Raw genomic sequence first — 15,884 nt, forward strand, 5'->3', positions numbered from 1 at the left:
TTAATGATCCGCGGGCGGCGCGATTTCCATGCCGGGCAATTTATCAGCCAGTAAATGAGTCTTATGGATCAAGACCGGCAGGCATTGTGCGCAAATATATTTTGCTTCACTCTTAAATGTTAAGTGTAATAGCGGCACCTGTTCATCTGTACGGTTGCAGTTCAAGCAAATCTTTTCATTTTGTTCGTTCATGGTTTCTCCAATTTTGTATTACATCCTGAGCGGCATAGTCGAAGGACGTAATACAAAATTATAATTTACTGCAAACTATCCTTCGGCTGCATGCCTCAAAGAGCATTCGTCACTCCGCTCAGGATGTAAATCAAATGCCCTTATACATCCCGCCGTCCACATTTAACATCACACCTGTAATATAGGAAGCCGCAGGCGAGACGAGGAACGCTGCGGCATTCGCGAACTCTTCAGGTTGACCCAACCTCCCAAGCGGACTCTGCTCCGACTGCCTGCGCGTTTCTTCCTCTACCGTTGAGCTGTTCGCTGTTGCCCGGGCAGTCATCAACTCTGTGACACGTTCCGTCTCCGTCCAGCCGGGTAGTATGGAATTAAAGCGGATATTCTCGCGGCCAAGTTCCAGCGCCAGCGATTTGGTTAATCCGATCGTCGCCATGCGAATGCTGTTTGATAGTAGTAAATTCGCGATCGGCTGTTTGACCGACATCGAAGTCACCGTCAACACACTCGCTGAATCTGATTTTCGCAAATGAGGCAGCGCCGCCTTAATCAAGCGGACGTGCAGCATCAGGCACAAGTCCACGCCTTTTTGCCACGCGGCTTCGTCGAGTGAATCGATCGACCCGGGCGGAGGTCCGCCGGCGTTGGTGATGAGAATATCCAACCCGCCGAAGGCATCCACAGTTTGTTGAATTAGCTTTTCGGGCACATCGGTCAAACCCACATCGCCTGCCAGCCCAATAACTTGTGTACCTGTTTCCTTGCTTAATTTTTCAGCCACATTTTTGATCTTTGCCTCATCCCGTCCATTAATGGCGACCTTGCAGCCTTCCTTTGCCAAAGCCAGCGCGGTGGCATATCCAAGTCCACGAGAGGAGCCAGTGACGAGTGCGATTTTGTCTTTTAGGTGTAAGTCCATTTTGTCTCCATATTCGTAGGGGCGGGGCTTGTCCCCGCCCTTATGTATGTTATACAAATAGGGCGACCACAAGGGTCGCCCCTACGCAATGATCTCGATCTTTTCGTCAATAACCTGACCATCTGTCCAATTTGCTTCCACCCATTTTGCCACACTTTGCAGAGACTGTCGCAGGGTGACTCCGTCAGAATTGATCATGGCACAGCCGATCACGGCCTCCTGCCATTTGTCCTGTAGATCCATTTCTGCAACAGAGACATTAAATTCACGATGCAAACGTGAGATGAGCGGCTTGATTCGTCCGCGCTTTTCTTTGAGAGAAGCACAAGTGGGGAGGTGCAGGTGAATGATGAGGGTGGCGATCATGATGTTATTTGAAGAAAACTGAAGAGAGCATGGCAATAATGGGCAGCCACCCTATCAATATCAAGGTGCTGCCAAGTACATAGGCTGGAAAGCCGCGTTGAATTCCCTTGTGTCTATCCCTGTATTCCCCACGTACAATGATAAATAAACCTGTTGTACCCCATAGGAAAAGCATAATACTGATTACAAGTTGAAACGTCCATAGGGCAACCTTTATGCCGAACCGATCAAGGATCGTGATCACAATGGCATACATGAGAAGTAGAAAAATCGAAATAACGAACGGAATATCTCCCCACCAGGAGGAGATTATTTCCTTTGCTTTTTGTTTCGCTGATTGTACAGAAGGGGATTCTTTATCGGGGTGAATGTTCATGGTCTATTTATAATATTTTCTTATTTTACGAATTATGAATTACGCCTTACAATCTCACGCATGGACATAGAAACTTCATATAACAATTCCCTCGATTACCTGTATTCCTTCGTGGATTATAGCCTTAAACATTCCTCGGAGCTTGCCAAGGCAGACTTTAATCTTGACCGTATGTTTGCGTTGATGGAGTTACTGGGCAGCCCGCAGACGAAGTATCCCGTCATTCATGTGGCGGGGACGAAGGGCAAAGGCTCCACTTCGGCGTTGTGTGCGGCGGCTTTGCAGGCGGCGGGTTACACGGTGGGTTTGTACACGTCACCGCATTTATTGGATTATGTGGAGCGGATTCAAATTAACGGCGCACCGATCTCACATGAGCAGTTGATTGACTTAGTGGAAGAGATCAAGCCGTTTGTAGCGCAGATCGAAAAATTGACCACCTTTGAAATCACCACGGCGCTGGCATTTATGGCCTTTGCGAAACATGGCGTCACTGCGGCTGTGTTTGAAGTAGGCCTCGGTGGTAGACTGGATGCGACCAATATTGTCACGCCCAAGGTTTCAGTGATTACTTCATTGTCTTATGACCATATGGCCGTGTTGGGCAATACACTGGCTTTGATCGCAGGGGAGAAGGCCGGCATTATCAAACCTGGTGTGCCCGTGGTTTCATCCCCGCAAAAGGATGAGGCTTGGGAAGTGCTGGAGCGTGTAGCCAAAGAAAATAATGCAGAGTTAACACTTGTAGGAAGAGATGTAAAGTTTGAGTCTGGATGGCAGGAGTCGTCCTTGGACGGGGACGATCGGGAAAGAAATCAAATTCGAATTGGACGCAGTTCAGCAGGTCCATCGCTATGGTCACCAGTCCCTCTTGGAAATCACCAAATCGAAAACGCCACCACCGCTTACACAGCTTTGAAAGCCAGTGGAATTCCCATCACAGATGAGCAGATACAAAAAGGGTTTTCTCAAGTACAATGGCGCGCCCGCTTTGAGATTGCGCGGCGCGAACCTCCGGTGATCTTTGACTCGGCGCATAATCAGGATTCGTTCGAGAAACTTTCTGAAACACTTGATGCTTATTTCCCTGATAAAAAAGTGTATCTGATCTTTGGCGCATCAGAAGATAAGAATATCCCCGGGATGTTTGCGGCACTAAAATCGAAGATCAAGAAAATCATTGTCACGCGTGCCGATCATCCGCGGGCGCTTGAAGTGGAACGAATTCAACAGTTGGCTGAGCAGGCTGGGGCGGAGTCTGAAGCGGTCACTCCCGTAAAGTCCGCATTGGCGCGGGCGCTGGAATTGTCATCAAAAGATGGTAGCATCGTCTTATCCGCTGGAAGCATGTTTGTCACCGCGGAAGTCATGTCTGCATGGAAAACGAGTACTTAATGAATCATCAATCTGACTGGAACGAAGAAGAAGATAATTTTGACCTCACGCTCTCACAGCGGACCGAGGAACTGTATCGCATTCCGAATATGGAACCCAACGCTGACGGGCTGATCGAGGCCGTGGTATTGCCGCTGCGCGATATGGTGATCTTTCCGCGCATGGTTTCTCCGATCTTTGTAGGGCGCGAAGCATCGTTGCTTGCGGTGCAGGAAGCGCAACGCAAAGAGCAGACCGTGATCGGGCTGACTCAAAAAGACCCTGAATTGAATGACCCTGGCGCCGATGATTTTATGCCGGTGGGTGTGGAGATGGCGGTGGGGCGCTTGCTGCACATGCCCGACGGTTCATACTCCGCGCTGGTGCAGGGACGTAAGCGGGTGGAGATCGTTGAATTCTTGAGCGTGAAGCCGTACATCAAAGTACGCGCGCGCGTGATCAACGAACCGCAAACCGCCGATAGACAGGCGCAGGCGTTGATGCGTTCTGCATTAAGTTTGTTCGAACGTTGCGTACAACTGGATCGTTCAATTCCTGAAGAAGCCCATTTGTTTGCATTGAACATCGCCGAACCGGGCTGGCTTTCGGATATGGTTGCCACCTCGCTTTCATTAACTTACGAAGCAAAATTAAGATTACTGTTGATCCTTGACCCCAAAGCACGCTTGGGACAATTAAATAATATTCTGGCACAGGAAGTGGATGTGCTTGAGTTGGAAGACGAAATTCATTCACGTGTACAAAGTGAAGTGGATAAGAGTCAGCGTGAGTTTTATCTGCGCGAACAAATGAAGCAGATCCAAAACGAATTGGGGGAAGGCGATATTTTTACGCGTGATGCATCTGATCTCAAGAAAAAAGTGGATGCCGCCAACCTGCCTGAAGAAGCAAAGAAGGTTGCGCTTAAAGAATTAGAGCGGTTGAATCAAATGCCGCCCATGGCGCCCGAAGTGGGCATTATCCGCACCTATATTGATTGGATCGTTGACCTGCCGTGGAATAATTCCACGCCTGATAATTTGGATGTCAAGAACGCTGCCAAGATTTTGGAACGCGATCATTACGGATTGAAGAAAGCCAAAGAAAGAATTTTGGAATATATCGCTGTGCGTTCGCTCAAGCCGAAAAAGGAACGTCAGCCGATTCTTTGTTTTGTGGGACCTCCCGGCGTGGGTAAGACTTCATTAGGACGTTCCATCGCAGATGCGCTCGGACGCAAGTTTGCGCGTGTCTCGCTCGGCGGCGTGCGTGACGAAGCCGAGATCCGCGGACATCGCCGCACGTACATCGGCGCACTGCCCGGACGAATTATCCAAACCATGAAACGCGCCGGCACGGCGAATCCGCTTTTTATGCTGGATGAAATTGACAAGTTATATTCAGACTTCCGCGGCGACCCTGCTTCGGCCATGCTTGAAGTGCTGGACCCTGAACAAAATTACGCGTTCAGCGATCATTACCTTGAATTACCGTTTGATCTCTCCAAAGTCATGTTCGTGACCACCGCCAATTCGCTGGCGAATATCCCTGCTCCATTGTTGGATCGCATGGAAGTGATCGAATTCCCCGGCTATATCGAAGAGGAAAAGATCGAGATCGCGAATCGTTATCTCATTCCGCGCCAGATCGAAGAGAATGGAATCGAGAGTCTTGAAATTGTATTTGAGCCTGCCGCACTAAAACGCATCATCCGCGAATATACCTATGAAGCGGGCGTGCGTAATCTGGAACGTGAACTCGGACGAGTCTGCCGCAAGATCGCACGCCTCAAAGCGGAAGGGAAGAAGTATCCCGCTTCGATCGCGGCTGAGATGATCGAGAAAATGCTCGGCCCGCAGCAAGTCTTCCCATCCGAAGCGGAACTGACTGACGAAGTGGGCGTCGCTACCAGTCTTGCATGGACTGAAACTGGGGGCGAGATCATGTCTGTTGAAGTTGCCATTCTCGAAGGCAAAGGCGGCATGCAGATGACAGGTCAGATGGGTGAGGTGATGCAGGAATCTGCTCAGGCCGCGCTGACTTATATCAAGTCACGTGCTGGTGCGTTGAAACTTGAACTCGATATTTTCGAGCGTTTGGATATTCATATCCACATGCCTGAAGGCGGCATCCCGAAGTATGGTCCCTCGGCTGGGATTACGATGGCAACGGCCATCATCTCCGCGTTGACCGGGCGTCCGGTGTCTACGTCACGTGGGCATGACCGGCGAGATCACCCTGCGCGGGCGCGTGCTCCCTATTGGTGGCGTACGTGAGAAAGTTCTCGCCGCACATCGCGCGGGTTTGAAGACCGTGCTTCTGCCGGAAAAGAATATGAAAGATCTGGTGGAACTTCCCAAGACTGCCCGATCTGAGCTAAAAATAATCCCGATCAAACACATGGATGATGTGCTGGCAATTGCGCTTTCCAAGGAAGTGACTGTCGAACCGCCACGGCCAAAGAAGCGCGGCGGAGATGATAGTCAGGACGAGTAGTTTTTACGTCTTTATTTCATAACAATCCCCAACTCAAGTGACGTGGATGATAAAATATCCACGTCACTTGATATTTAACGGAAACTCACCCATGACCACACTAGAAAATAAAGTCGTTCTCATTACAGGCGCCTCCTCAGGCTTTGGCGAAGACGCCGCTTTGCTCTTTGCAAAAGAAGGCTGCAAGGTCGTTCTGGCCGCGCGCCGTTTAGACCGTTTGCAAAACCTCGCCGCAAAAATACAGGAACTTGGCGGCGAAGCCATCGCCGTGCCCGTGGATATTGTCGACCCGGCCGAAGTGGATAACATGGTGCAGACCACGATCGATCTGTATGGGCACATTGATATTCTTTTAACAACGCCGGCATTGGCCGCGTGGATTGGTTTGAGAATCATTCCGTTGAACGTGATATCAATACGCTGGTACAGGTTAATCTCATTGCCCTGATGCAAGTTACACGCGCGGTTTTGCCGTACATGCTTAATCGCGGAGAAGGTCATATTATTAATATGATCTCCGTTGCAGGTCTGCTTGCTTCTCCGCTTATCACAAGTTATGCCGCCAGCAAACACGGTGCCCGCGGATTCACCGACGCCCTGCGCCGCGAAGTGACTCCACTCGGTATCAAAGTCAGCGGAATTTATCCCGGTCCGGCTTCCACTGAATTTGGTCAGCACGTAGGCAAGAACGAAGCCTATAGTTCGGTCAAGTCCATGTTCAACATCCACATGACTTCCGAATATGTCGCCCGCCGCGTGCTGGATGTTGCCAAACGTCCGCGCCGCAGTTTGATCATCCCTTGGTGGTTTCGCATCCTCACAACTTTTGACATGCTGTTTCCAGTCATCGTTGATTGGATCTCATACGCCTTCTCAAAAATTAAACATAAATAGAATTAGGAGACTCTCATGAATCAAGCGCGACTTAACAACCTCACCGCATCAATGCGGACCTCGAACCTGGATGCCGTTATTCTGAATCCGGGTCCCACGCTGACATATCTCGCCGGTGTCGAATTTCATTTAATGGAACGCCCGATTGTTTTATTTGTCGCACCCGGCAAAGACCCGGTGCTTGTCTTGCCCGAACTGGAACTCCCCAAAGTGGATTTATTTCCCTACAAAATACAAGCATTCGCGTATGGCGAACTTCCTTCAGAGTGGGATGATGCCTTTCGAAAAGCTGCCCAGTCTCTCGGTCTGGATGGGAAGCGCATCGGCGTCGAACCACGTCAACTGCGCTTAATGGAATTCGGTCATGTAAAAGCAGGCGCGCCTGAGGCTGAATATCCAGATGCAAGTGAAGTGCTTTCGGGTCTGCGTTTGAAAAAAGACAAAGCCGAAATTGATGCCATGCGCCGCGCGGTGAAGATCGCGCAGGACTCACTTGAAGCAACCATTCCCTTAATTAAGATCGGTATGACTGAGCGTGAGTTATCTTCTGAACTGGTGATGCAATTATTAAAGCACGGCTCTGATTCTGCCCTGCCATTTTTCCCCATCATCTCCGGCGGACCGAATGGCGCAAATCCGCACGCATCACCGACCGAAAGAAAATTACAAGCCGGCGATCTTCTGGTTGTGGATTGGGGCGCTGCGTACGAAGGCTATATCTCAGACCTGACACGCACTTTCGCTGTGGGTGAGGTGGATGATGAGTGCGCGAAGATTCACAAGATCGTGCAGGAAGCCAACGCTGCTGGTCGTGCCGCGGGCAAGCCCGGTGTGCCCTGCGCCGCCGTGGATATTGCCACACGTGATGTGATCGAAAAATCAGGCTATGGAAAATATTTCACGCATCGCACTGGTCACGGTATTGGCATGGAAGGTCACGAAGAACCGTACATGCGCGGCGACAATATGCAGCTCCTGGAAGTTGGCATGGCCTACACTGTGGAGCCGGGAATTTATCTTCCCAACCGCAACGGCGTTCGCATCGAAGATAACATCGTCATCACCGAGAGCGGCGCAGATTGTTTGAGCGATATGCCGAGCGAAATTCGAGTAGTAGGATAAATTGCAGGGCGGCACGCTAAACAACGTGCCGCCCATTTTTATTATGTCAACAATAATTTCTACATACCTTGATCTTCTTGATTCCCAACGTGAAACTGTATTTGATGCGTTGAGCGGATTAACCGATTCGCAGCTCTGGCAGAGACCCGCTCTCAATGAATGGAGCATCGGCGAAATCCTTGACCACAATTATTTACTGTTTGCCTCCACCTATCCCGCCGTAAAATGGATCTGGAAGTTAAACGGCTGGTACGGACGCCTGCGCCGTAACCGTCAATACTCGGTGCAAATAGAAGATCTGTATCGCAGCCCGAAATTTCCACAATGGGTGGGCTTCATGTGGACTCCGCGCTACAATCCGCGCAAACCGGTTTCATTCGAAACACTTAAGTCTGAGCTGCGAACCCTTCATGCAAATGTCCGTCAATTTTATGAGGGCAAGGATGTAGATGTGTTGGGAAATTTGTATTTATACGACCCGTTGTTCGGTTGGTGTAATTTGATCGTCACCTTGCGTATTGGCATTTATCACGATCAATTGCATTTTGACGATGTTCTAAAGCAAGCCGTGCAATTTCAAAAATGATATCCATTCAGCCCGCACTGCCCGAACAGGCGGAAATATTAACCACGATCACGCTGGCCGCAAAACGCCATTGGAATTACCCCGAAAGTTGGATTCAACTCTGGCTCCCGTCATTAGCGATCACCTCCGCATATATTCTCAAGCACGAAACATGGGCGGCGATTATCGATAAAAAATGTGCGGGCTATTACTCTCTTAAATATGAAAACGAATCTCTTTGGCTCGATAATCTCTGGGTCTTGCCTGAATTTATGGGGCAGGGGATCGGAAAGCAGCTTTTCCAACATGCACTGGAAAGAAGCCGCGCTCAAGGTGTTTATAATATAAAAATAGAATCCGATCCCAACGCACAAACTTTCTACGAAAAAATGGGTGCTCGCAAAACCGGTCAATATCAAACACAGATCGAAGGTCAACCGCGCGTATTACCCGTAATGGAGATCAATTTATGACAACCTACTGTGATTACTGCAATTCTCACCCGGAAGATACCTTCAATAAAAATTATCACGATACCCAATACGGATTTCCGCTCAAAGATGACGATGAACTTTTTGAACGTCTTGTACTGGAAATCAATCAGGCTGGTCTTTCGTGGATCACCATTCTCAAGAAGGCGGATAACTTCCATAAAGCCTACAGCAAATTTAACATCGCAAAAATTGCAAAATACACCGAGGAAGACCGCGCGCGTTTGCTGGCAGATGCGGGCATTATTCGCAACCGGTTAAAAGTTAATGCGGCGATTGTCAACGCGCAGAAGATCCTTGAGTTGAAAAAGGAATTCGGCTCCTTTCAAGGCTGGCTGGATGCGCATCACCCACTCACGAAAGACGAGTGGACAAAGCTTTTCAAGAAGACCTTTGTCTTTACCGGCGGCGAGATCGTCAACGAATTCTTAATGTCCACGGGATATTTGCCGGGTGCGCATCAGCCGGATTGTCCGATTTTTAAAAAGGTCGCGGCGCTGAAGCCCCGTTGGATGAATAAATAATATTTCTTTTGGAAACAGATCGGAGCACCTGCTTTACTTCGTTGATCGTCAATTCGGAGTAAAAGCCCGCGCTCCGAATTTTTTATTTACTTGTATACTTACAGCGTAACAAAACCTATGCCGCCAACTTTTGTCATCGCAGGAAAACTCAATCGTGAATATATTTTGCCGCCCACAGGCCAGCCTTTATTGGACGCCCCCGGTGGAGATTTGTTATATGCCGCGGGCGGGCTTGCCGTATGGGATTCTGGCGTGAATACCGGGCTGGTAGGCCGTGTGGGTGAGGAGTATCCAAGACAATGGCTGCGTGATCTTGAGCATCGCGGTTTTGACACAAATGGCATTCACACGCTGCGCGAATTGCAAAATGTTGATCTCCGAAATTTTATCGCCTTCACCGATACCAATGAACGCAGTCATTCCAATGCGGTTTCGCATTTTGCCCGCCGCCAGCTTCCCTTCCCAAAATCATTGCTTGGATATCAAGCGCCCGATGAGTCGCGGAAAGATCCGCGCGAGCCGGAATTAATTTCACCCGCCGCTTTGGATGTGCCCAGGCAGTATTGGAATGTCCGCCATGTGCATATCTGCCCCTTTGACTTTATCAGCCAGAGTCAAATGGTCAACCTCTTTAGAGGCGGATCAAACCAAACCGTCAGCCTGGATCCTGCTCCTGGATACATGTTCCCCGCCTTTTGGCGTGACCTGCGACTCGTGCTGCAAGGCGTTACTGTGTTCCAGCCATCAGAAGAGGAATTGCGTTCGCTTTTTTGGGGCGAAACCAATGACCTGTGGGAAATGGCGCGCCGCATCAGTGAATATGGACCGCAGATCATCGTCATCAAACGCGGCCTGCTCGGACAGTGGGTCTATGATGTGCCGGGCAATCATCGCTATGAAGTTCCGGCGTATCCTTCACGTTTGGTTGACCCAACCGGCGCCGGTGACGCTTTTTGCGGTGGATTCCTCGCCGGCTTTCAAAAGACCAATGATCCCTTAATGGCAGCTTTGTATGGCAGTGTATCTGCTTCTCTCAAAATAGAGGGCAGCGGCCCATTTTATGCTTTGGGCGTTTTGCCCGGTCTTGCTGAAGCCCGCTTGCATTCACTAAAGGAAATGACGCACACGTTATAAGCATTGACCATTCAATGTTGACTCACTCATCCACCCGCCTGTATACTTACCTCATGACAGATTTCTCATCCCAACTTATTGATCTTGCCGTACAGATTCAACAGATCCCTGCGCCTACTTTTGCCGAGGGTCAACGCGGAGAATTTGTGCGCGGATCTTTTTTGACGGAAAATCTCAAAGATGTTTCGATGGATTCACTTGGGAATGTGTATGCGCGTTTGCCGGGAAAGCAGAAAAAGGCGAAACCGCTGATCGTCTCTGCCCATTTGGATACTGTCTTTCCAAACAGTATCAACTTACAGGTTAAGAAAGAATCGAGCCGGATCGTCGCACCAGGCATCGGTGATAACTCACTCGGTGTGGCCGCTTTGTTCGGCATCCTCTGGGGTTTGCGTGAAAGAAAGATCGAGTTGAAGCAGGATGTATGGTTTGTGGCGAATGTGGGTGAGGAAGGACTCGGCGATCTGCGTGGAATGCGCGGAGTGGTGGAGCGCTTCGACAAGGATGTGATCGGGTATCTGGTGATTGAGGGACTCGCGCTCGGGCATGTGTATCATCGTGCGATCGGTGTGCGGCGTTATCGTATTACAGCCAAAACTGCGGGCGGACATTCCTGGTCTGATTATGGTCAGCCTTCGGCAGTGCATGAACTGGCCGCGCTGGTCACACAGTTGACCGCGATCCGGCTTCCGCGTGAACCGCGCACCACAATGAATGTTGGTACCTTCGGCGGCGGCACGGGGATTAATGTCCTCGCGGCGGAAGCTAAATGTGAGCTGGATTTGCGTTCTGAAGATCCCAAAACGCTGATGAAATTGACTCATCAAGTGGAAGATTTGCTAAAAAATGCCGACCGTACGGGTGTCAGAATTATGGCGGAGATTATTGGTGAACGACCCGCTGGAGAAATTTCCGCCGATCATGCGCTGGTGCAATTAGCTGTGACTTGTACCGCCGAGCAGGATTTGGACGCGATCCTCACTTCGGGCTCCACCGATGCGAATATTCCTTTAAGCCTTGGCATTCCCGCTGTAGTAATGGGAATCACCACAGGCGGCGGGGCGCATACTGTGAATGAATATATTGACACCGCTCCAATAGGTAAGGGCCTGGAAAGTTTGATTCGGTTTGTGGAGTTGGCTGGATAGGGTGGTTCGTTGAATAGTTTGCAGTTATATGGCAGAGTGCGGAAGTTAAAACTTCCGCACTCTTTTTAAACAAAAACTTCCGAAGTCATCATCACTTCGAAAGCCTTCACTTATTACTTATTACTCGTCACTTATTACAAAATCACTTCAACCCTACTACCTCAAAAACTTCCAGCGCGTGTGATTTGCCTTTCACTGGCATTTCTGCATGAGGCTTAACCTCGATATCATCCTTCACCCGTTCATATGCATCTTTGCTGATGAGGATCTGATTTCTGGCTGAATTTTCCTGAATGCGTTTGGCAGTATTTACGCTATCGCTGATGGCGGTGTATTCCAGTCTTTTTTCGGTGCCGATCAAACCCAGCACTGCGTCACCGTAGTGAATGCCCACACCAAAAGCCAGATGTGAATCTTCGGGGAGTACCTTATATAAATTCTCAATCGATTCGCGAATGATCAACGCAGTTTTAACGGCGCGCAGAGTATGGTCAGGCTGTGGGATGGGAGCGTTGAACCAGGCCATGATGGCATCGCCCATGAATTTATCGATGGTGCCTTCCTGTATCAGAACGGCATCTGCCATGGCTGCCAGATAAAGATTTAATATTTTCACCAATTGTTCCGGTTCACGGTTTTCACTAAAAGTAGTGAAGCCGCGAATATCTGCGAACATGGCGGTGATGTCGGTGCGTTTGCCGCCCAGTTGTAAACTGTTCGGGTCAAGTTGTTCGATCACAGCGGGAGAAACCATGCGTTCAAAGAGTTTGCGCTGGGCTTCGAGTTTCTTTCTCTCGGTTAGATCATCCAGCACAATGGCAACACCCTGAGTCTTTTGTCCGGCATCTTTGAGCGGAGAGAGATTGAAGCGCCAGTCTACATTTCCGCGGGTGGGAGAGAGGTGACTGATCTCAAGGTCTACAATGGCTCGATCGGTTTCGCGCACTTCTGTCAGATGCGGCTCAAGCTCCTTCGCAACAGAAGCAAGCGCCTCGTTAAGAAGATGACCGATGATGTCGTTCGAGGCGTATCCCAGGATCGTTTCAGCGGCACGGTTGGTGAGTGTGATCTGATTCTGAATATCCGCAGTGATGACGCCGCTGGCAATGGATGCGAAAATGTTATCCATCAAATTCTTGAGGCCGGTGACTTCTTCAAGCGTGTGCTTGAGTGAAGAAAATAAGCGCGCGTTTTCGATCGCAACTGCGGCCTGGTTTGCAAAAGCAACCAGCAGATTCCGCTCTGACTCAGCAAAGATGCCGGTGCGGATGCGGTTGTCGGCATAGATCACGCCGATCAGATCGTTTTTTACTTTGAGGGGAACACAGAGAATGGAACGCAGATTGAATGCGACAATACTTTCCTGTCCCATGAAACGCTGGTCTTCCTGTGCATTGGTGGTGATGAGCGGTTCGCCTGATTCGATCACGCGCCCCACAACAGACTTACTGACGGTCAACTCGGAGGAATTGATCGATTCCATTTCCCAGTTGCGCCCCATGCGGGTGACCATGACACCTTTTTCATCGCGCAGCATCAGAAATCCGCGTTCGGCCTTGGTCAGGCGCACGATGTTATCCATCACGATGGTCAGTACTTCATCGAGTTCAAGTGAAGAGTTGATGACCTGCCCCACATTGGCGAGCGCTGAAAGGTTGCTGTGCTCTTTCTGAAAGGCTTCAATTTTTTCGCCGATCAATGACAACGTTGTTTCAAGGTTGTGCAGATCGTCGCTTGTATTTTTTGGGAGTTTAAGTTTGTTCGACTCCAACTCGCTGCGAATCTTTCCTGCCTGCTTGCTCAGCGTGATGAGTTGGTCGGGGATTGTTGATGGGCGGGTCTGTTCATTCATAAGCGTTTATTGTAATTGATTATAACGGGTATCCATGAATTTCAAGGCTTTTTTTACTCGACTTTGCCACGTTTTTAGCAGGATGATGGTTGCCGCTTTGCGGGCGATGGTGATGTTTCCCGGTCGCGGTGTATAGATCGCAGTTTGATATTCCTGTAACAGGAAAAGGATTTGCTCCTGAGCGGAAGGCAAATGTGTCATCAGGATGTTGGCGCGTTCCTGTGAAGTTGTGTGGATGGGCTGTGGATGTTTTAGCCAATAGAGGCTGAAGCTGATGGCTTGGAATGCCTGCTCAATTGGAGAGAGTGAAACCCAGCGTACCCAGCGATTTAACCAGCGTGGCGGCGTATTTCCATTCCGTGTATAACGATCAGCCAAGTATACTGGCAAACGGTCTTCAAGGGAGTATCGGCGGGCAAGAAAAATGCCAAGTATCAAAATTGTAAAGATTCCTGCCGATGCGAGGAATTTTGTCCAAGAGTTTGTTTGGCGGGTGATTACCAGGTTTTCATCTTCTAGCAGGGTGGGGTCAAACTCAGCGGAGTTTTGCTCGCCGCCATCAATGGCGGCCAGATCGCCATTCTGCGGCACAGCATCAGATGCATTGGCATTTGTTTCTATTTTCTTTTGAGGACGATTCAACGGGTCTTGATTTGCCGTTGGTTCAAACTCCATCCAGCCAATGCCGGGGAAGTACACCTCAGGCCAGGCGGTGAGTTTTTATACGCCACAATGTATCTTTCTTTCAAACTGTCTTTGTCACGGGTTCCTTCTGCGAAGCCAACCGCCATGCGGGCAGGGATGCCGATCGAGCGCAGCATTAAAGTCTCTGCGCTGGCGTAGTACATGCAAAATCCCTTTTTATGATCAAATAAAACCCATAGTACGGGGTCTTGGCGGTCTGGCAGGGTTTCTGTGATCTCGGTTGTATATTCGATCTCTTTCCTTAAATAAGCAGTGATGGCTTGTGCTTTATCGTATGGTGTGTCATAGGGTGCGGTGATCTCAAGCGCAAGTTCTCTTAATTGCGGCGCAATCGTTTCAGGAATTTGCAAATACTTGGCGGTAACCCACTTTGGATAATCCATCCCTGCGGCGCGCAGTTCATCAATGGAAGGGTCGGCGATCAGTGCGCGGGTTTTGTAGCTATTTCCGCTTAAAAGACTGGGGACTGAAAACCAGGCCGTTACATCCCTGGCTCTGGTTGAGATGGGCGTTGAGACGATACTGCCTTCCCGGCTGGTCCATATTGTTTCTGCGGGAGAATACAACAGGTTCTGATTCATTGCATTATTTGTAAAAGTAAATGCCATTTCATGGCGTGCTTCTGGATACTCAATACTGATTTCGTTGGCTTCCGGGTCGAAATCTGTACTTAAGTTTGAAAGGGTTGTCCAGCGGCCATCGAGATACAGGTCATATACTCTGCCTTTCCAGTAATTCCGCACGGGAGTAAAGTTGTTCTTCTCCACTTCCACATAGAATATCGGAGTATCGTTGATCGTCGCCTGTTGACCCAGGGCAAGCGTGCCGCTATAAAAATCCCCGCTTGTTTTTTTCCCGGGCGCTTCCAGTGCGCTGACCGCGTCGGAGAGTCTGTCAAAGAGGGGACGTGAAAAATCCCTCCAAGCCTGGGCGGCGGGTTTGACACTGCTGATCCACCCGGGTAACGCCCATGCGATAAACACGGCCGCCGCTGCCACTGCGAATACTCCCCGGTCAAAATCATTAATGGTTTCCGGCGTTAGTAGAAATTGAGTTTTTTTCCAGGAAGAACGGCTTTCCAAAAGATACATCCTTCCAAGCAACAGCAGGGCAGTGAAGATATACACTGCGAGTCCCCAGGCGCGTGTTGGTACATAGGGATCAAAGACCTGTACGATCAGCATGGCTACCCCCGCTGGCAGGATCACACCCAGAAAATTTTCGTGCCGTGTCAGCCAGTAACCGGCGCATATCCCAATGATCCAGTAGCCGAGGGTGACCAGTGAGACAAAAAATAGTTGATCGTACACCGGTTGATTTCTGATCAATTGACTCAACGAAGTAAACAGACGGTTGAACAACTCTGCAAATTCCTGCCACAGCCAGTCTTTTTCTTCCACCGCTTTTATTAATTGGGCCGGAATCAAAATCATCGTGTATCCCAGCGCCAGGCGTATGGCAGCTTTTCTTGAAAAATAGCTATACCCGATTACGAGTCCCAGAAGCACGCCGACCCCGGCGATTGTTTGCGTAAAATAAAGATAAGATGCCCACTTGGTGATCACCAAACGCGTGCTTGAAATTTCCACCAGCGCGATCGTGAGGAATGCAAGGCGCCAGTCCCAGGTGCGTTCAGTCAATTTGTGTTGGTTGGAATCGCGGGTTGAAGATGATTTTTCCATGCATTGAGTGTACAATGAAGACAGTGTGTTCGTCAATTCAAAAC

At 49.6% G+C, this 15,884-nt stretch carries 16 protein-coding genes and 1 pseudogene; 10 read left to right on the forward strand and 7 right to left on the reverse strand.

The window, feature by feature from the left end; all coding sequences use genetic code 11:
* The 4 genes from IPL71_RS16655 to IPL71_RS16670 all read right to left on the reverse strand — a co-directional run bounded on the left by IPL71_RS16655 (window position 1) and on the right by IPL71_RS16670 (window position 1,853).
* Window positions 1–192, reverse strand: a complete 192-nt coding sequence (locus IPL71_RS16655; RefSeq protein WP_345323571.1) for a hypothetical protein — start codon at window positions 190–192, stop codon at window positions 1–3.
* A gap of 130 nt (window positions 193–322) precedes the next feature.
* Window positions 323–1,111 carry an SDR family oxidoreductase gene (locus tag IPL71_RS16660; RefSeq protein ID WP_345323572.1) on the reverse strand — a complete coding sequence of 263 codons (789 nt, stop codon included), beginning with the start codon at window positions 1,109–1,111 and terminating at the stop codon, window positions 323–325.
* A gap of 81 nt (window positions 1,112–1,192) precedes the next feature.
* On the reverse strand, window positions 1,193–1,477 hold the full coding sequence (locus IPL71_RS16665; protein ID WP_345323573.1) for a DUF503 domain-containing protein: 285 nt from the start codon (window positions 1,475–1,477) through the stop codon (window positions 1,193–1,195).
* 4 nt (window positions 1,478–1,481) lie between these two features.
* Window positions 1,482–1,853, reverse strand: coding sequence for a hypothetical protein (locus tag IPL71_RS16670; protein WP_345323575.1), 372 nt, complete (start codon window positions 1,851–1,853; stop codon window positions 1,482–1,484).
* Window positions 1,854–1,913: 60 nt separating this feature from the next.
* Here IPL71_RS16670 and IPL71_RS16675 point away from each other — a divergent pair, with 60 nt between their 5' ends.
* The 10 genes and pseudogenes from IPL71_RS16675 (at window position 1,914) to IPL71_RS16720 (ending at window position 11,601) form a co-directional block, all read left to right on the forward strand.
* Window positions 1,914–3,248: a bifunctional folylpolyglutamate synthase/dihydrofolate synthase gene (locus IPL71_RS16675; RefSeq protein WP_345323577.1), complete on the forward strand. Its 1,335-nt coding sequence runs from the start codon at window positions 1,914–1,916 to the stop codon at window positions 3,246–3,248.
* Complete coding sequence (lon, locus tag IPL71_RS16680) at window positions 3,248–5,503, forward strand: endopeptidase La (RefSeq protein WP_345323578.1); 2,256 nt, start codon at window positions 3,248–3,250, stop codon at window positions 5,501–5,503. The genes IPL71_RS16675 and lon overlap by 1 nt, the downstream gene beginning before the upstream one ends.
* Complete coding sequence (locus IPL71_RS16685; protein WP_345323580.1) at window positions 5,478–5,723, forward strand: S16 family serine protease; 246 nt, start codon at window positions 5,478–5,480, stop codon at window positions 5,721–5,723. Before lon ends, IPL71_RS16685 begins: the two co-directional genes overlap by 26 nt.
* A gap of 91 nt (window positions 5,724–5,814) precedes the next feature.
* Window positions 5,815–6,617, forward strand: a pseudogene (locus IPL71_RS16690) (SDR family NAD(P)-dependent oxidoreductase).
* A gap of 15 nt (window positions 6,618–6,632) precedes the next feature.
* Window positions 6,633–7,739 (forward strand): M24 family metallopeptidase, encoded by a 1,107-nt coding sequence (locus IPL71_RS16695; protein WP_345323582.1) that lies wholly within the window; start codon window positions 6,633–6,635, stop codon window positions 7,737–7,739.
* Between the two features lie 43 nt (window positions 7,740–7,782).
* A complete protein-coding gene (locus tag IPL71_RS16700; protein ID WP_345323584.1) occupies window positions 7,783–8,325 on the forward strand; it encodes a DinB family protein in 543 nt (180 codons plus the stop codon).
* The gene (locus tag IPL71_RS16705) at window positions 8,322–8,777 is read left to right on the forward strand and encodes a GNAT family N-acetyltransferase (protein ID WP_345323586.1); all 456 of its coding nucleotides are present in this window, start codon (window positions 8,322–8,324) and stop codon (window positions 8,775–8,777) included. Before IPL71_RS16700 ends, IPL71_RS16705 begins: the two co-directional genes overlap by 4 nt.
* The gene (locus IPL71_RS16710) at window positions 8,774–9,319 is read left to right on the forward strand and encodes a DNA-3-methyladenine glycosylase I (RefSeq protein WP_345323588.1); all 546 of its coding nucleotides are present in this window, start codon (window positions 8,774–8,776) and stop codon (window positions 9,317–9,319) included. The genes IPL71_RS16705 and IPL71_RS16710 overlap by 4 nt, the downstream gene beginning before the upstream one ends.
* 117 nt (window positions 9,320–9,436) lie before the next feature.
* A complete protein-coding gene (locus IPL71_RS16715) occupies window positions 9,437–10,453 on the forward strand; it encodes a carbohydrate kinase family protein (protein WP_345323590.1) in 1,017 nt (338 codons plus the stop codon).
* A 14-nt stretch (window positions 10,454–10,467) separates the two neighbouring features.
* The gene (locus IPL71_RS16720) at window positions 10,468–11,601 is read left to right on the forward strand and encodes a M20/M25/M40 family metallo-hydrolase (RefSeq protein ID WP_345323591.1); all 1,134 of its coding nucleotides are present in this window, start codon (window positions 10,468–10,470) and stop codon (window positions 11,599–11,601) included.
* 142 nt (window positions 11,602–11,743) lie between these two features.
* On the opposite strand, the gene IPL71_RS16725 is transcribed toward IPL71_RS16720, so the two are convergent.
* Genes IPL71_RS16725 through IPL71_RS16735 form a run of 3 tightly spaced genes read right to left on the reverse strand, consistent with a single transcriptional unit; the run spans window position 11,744 to window position 15,840 of the window.
* Window positions 11,744–13,453, reverse strand: a complete 1,710-nt coding sequence (locus IPL71_RS16725; protein WP_345323593.1) for an adenylate/guanylate cyclase domain-containing protein — start codon at window positions 13,451–13,453, stop codon at window positions 11,744–11,746.
* Window positions 13,454–13,459: 6 nt separating this feature from the next.
* Entirely contained in the window at window positions 13,460–14,128 is a 669-nt protein-coding gene (locus tag IPL71_RS16730; RefSeq protein WP_345323595.1) for a hypothetical protein, read from the reverse strand.
* Window positions 14,092–15,840, reverse strand: a complete 1,749-nt coding sequence (locus IPL71_RS16735; RefSeq protein WP_345323597.1) for a transglutaminase-like domain-containing protein — start codon at window positions 15,838–15,840, stop codon at window positions 14,092–14,094. The genes IPL71_RS16730 and IPL71_RS16735 overlap by 37 nt, the downstream gene beginning before the upstream one ends.
* Window positions 15,841–15,884: the final 44 nt, after the last annotated feature.

This window comes from Candidatus Villigracilis proximus (genome assembly GCF_016717045.1).
GTDB lineage: Bacteria > Chloroflexota > Anaerolineae > Anaerolineales > Villigracilaceae > Villigracilis > Villigracilis proximus.

Bases quoted from the DNA above. Each gene is read 5' to 3' on its own strand.
- IPL71_RS16655 (WP_345323571.1), bottom strand. From the start codon at position 192: ATGAACGAACAAAATGAAAAGATTTGCTTGAACTGCAACCGTACAGAT.
- IPL71_RS16660 (WP_345323572.1), bottom strand. From the start codon at position 1,111: ATGGACTTACACCTAAAAGACAAAATCGCACTCGTCACTGGCTCCTCT.
- IPL71_RS16665 (WP_345323573.1), bottom strand. From the start codon at position 1,477: ATGATCGCCACCCTCATCATTCACCTGCACCTCCCCACTTGTGCTTCT.
- IPL71_RS16670 (WP_345323575.1), bottom strand. From the start codon at position 1,853: ATGAACATTCACCCCGATAAAGAATCCCCTTCTGTACAATCAGCGAAA.
- IPL71_RS16675 (WP_345323577.1), top strand. From the start codon at position 1,914: ATGGACATAGAAACTTCATATAACAATTCCCTCGATTACCTGTATTCC.
- lon (WP_345323578.1), top strand. From the start codon at position 3,248: ATGAATCATCAATCTGACTGGAACGAAGAAGAAGATAATTTTGACCTC.
- IPL71_RS16695 (WP_345323582.1), top strand. From the start codon at position 6,633: ATGAATCAAGCGCGACTTAACAACCTCACCGCATCAATGCGGACCTCG.
- IPL71_RS16700 (WP_345323584.1), top strand. From the start codon at position 7,783: ATGTCAACAATAATTTCTACATACCTTGATCTTCTTGATTCCCAACGT.
- IPL71_RS16705 (WP_345323586.1), top strand. From the start codon at position 8,322: ATGATATCCATTCAGCCCGCACTGCCCGAACAGGCGGAAATATTAACC.
- IPL71_RS16710 (WP_345323588.1), top strand. From the start codon at position 8,774: ATGACAACCTACTGTGATTACTGCAATTCTCACCCGGAAGATACCTTC.
- IPL71_RS16715 (WP_345323590.1), top strand. From the start codon at position 9,437: ATGCCGCCAACTTTTGTCATCGCAGGAAAACTCAATCGTGAATATATT.
- IPL71_RS16720 (WP_345323591.1), top strand. From the start codon at position 10,468: ATGTTGACTCACTCATCCACCCGCCTGTATACTTACCTCATGACAGAT.
- IPL71_RS16725 (WP_345323593.1), bottom strand. From the start codon at position 13,453: ATGAATGAACAGACCCGCCCATCAACAATCCCCGACCAACTCATCACG.
- IPL71_RS16730 (WP_345323595.1), bottom strand. From the start codon at position 14,128: ATGGAGTTTGAACCAACGGCAAATCAAGACCCGTTGAATCGTCCTCAA.
- IPL71_RS16735 (WP_345323597.1), bottom strand. From the start codon at position 15,840: ATGGAAAAATCATCTTCAACCCGCGATTCCAACCAACACAAATTGACT.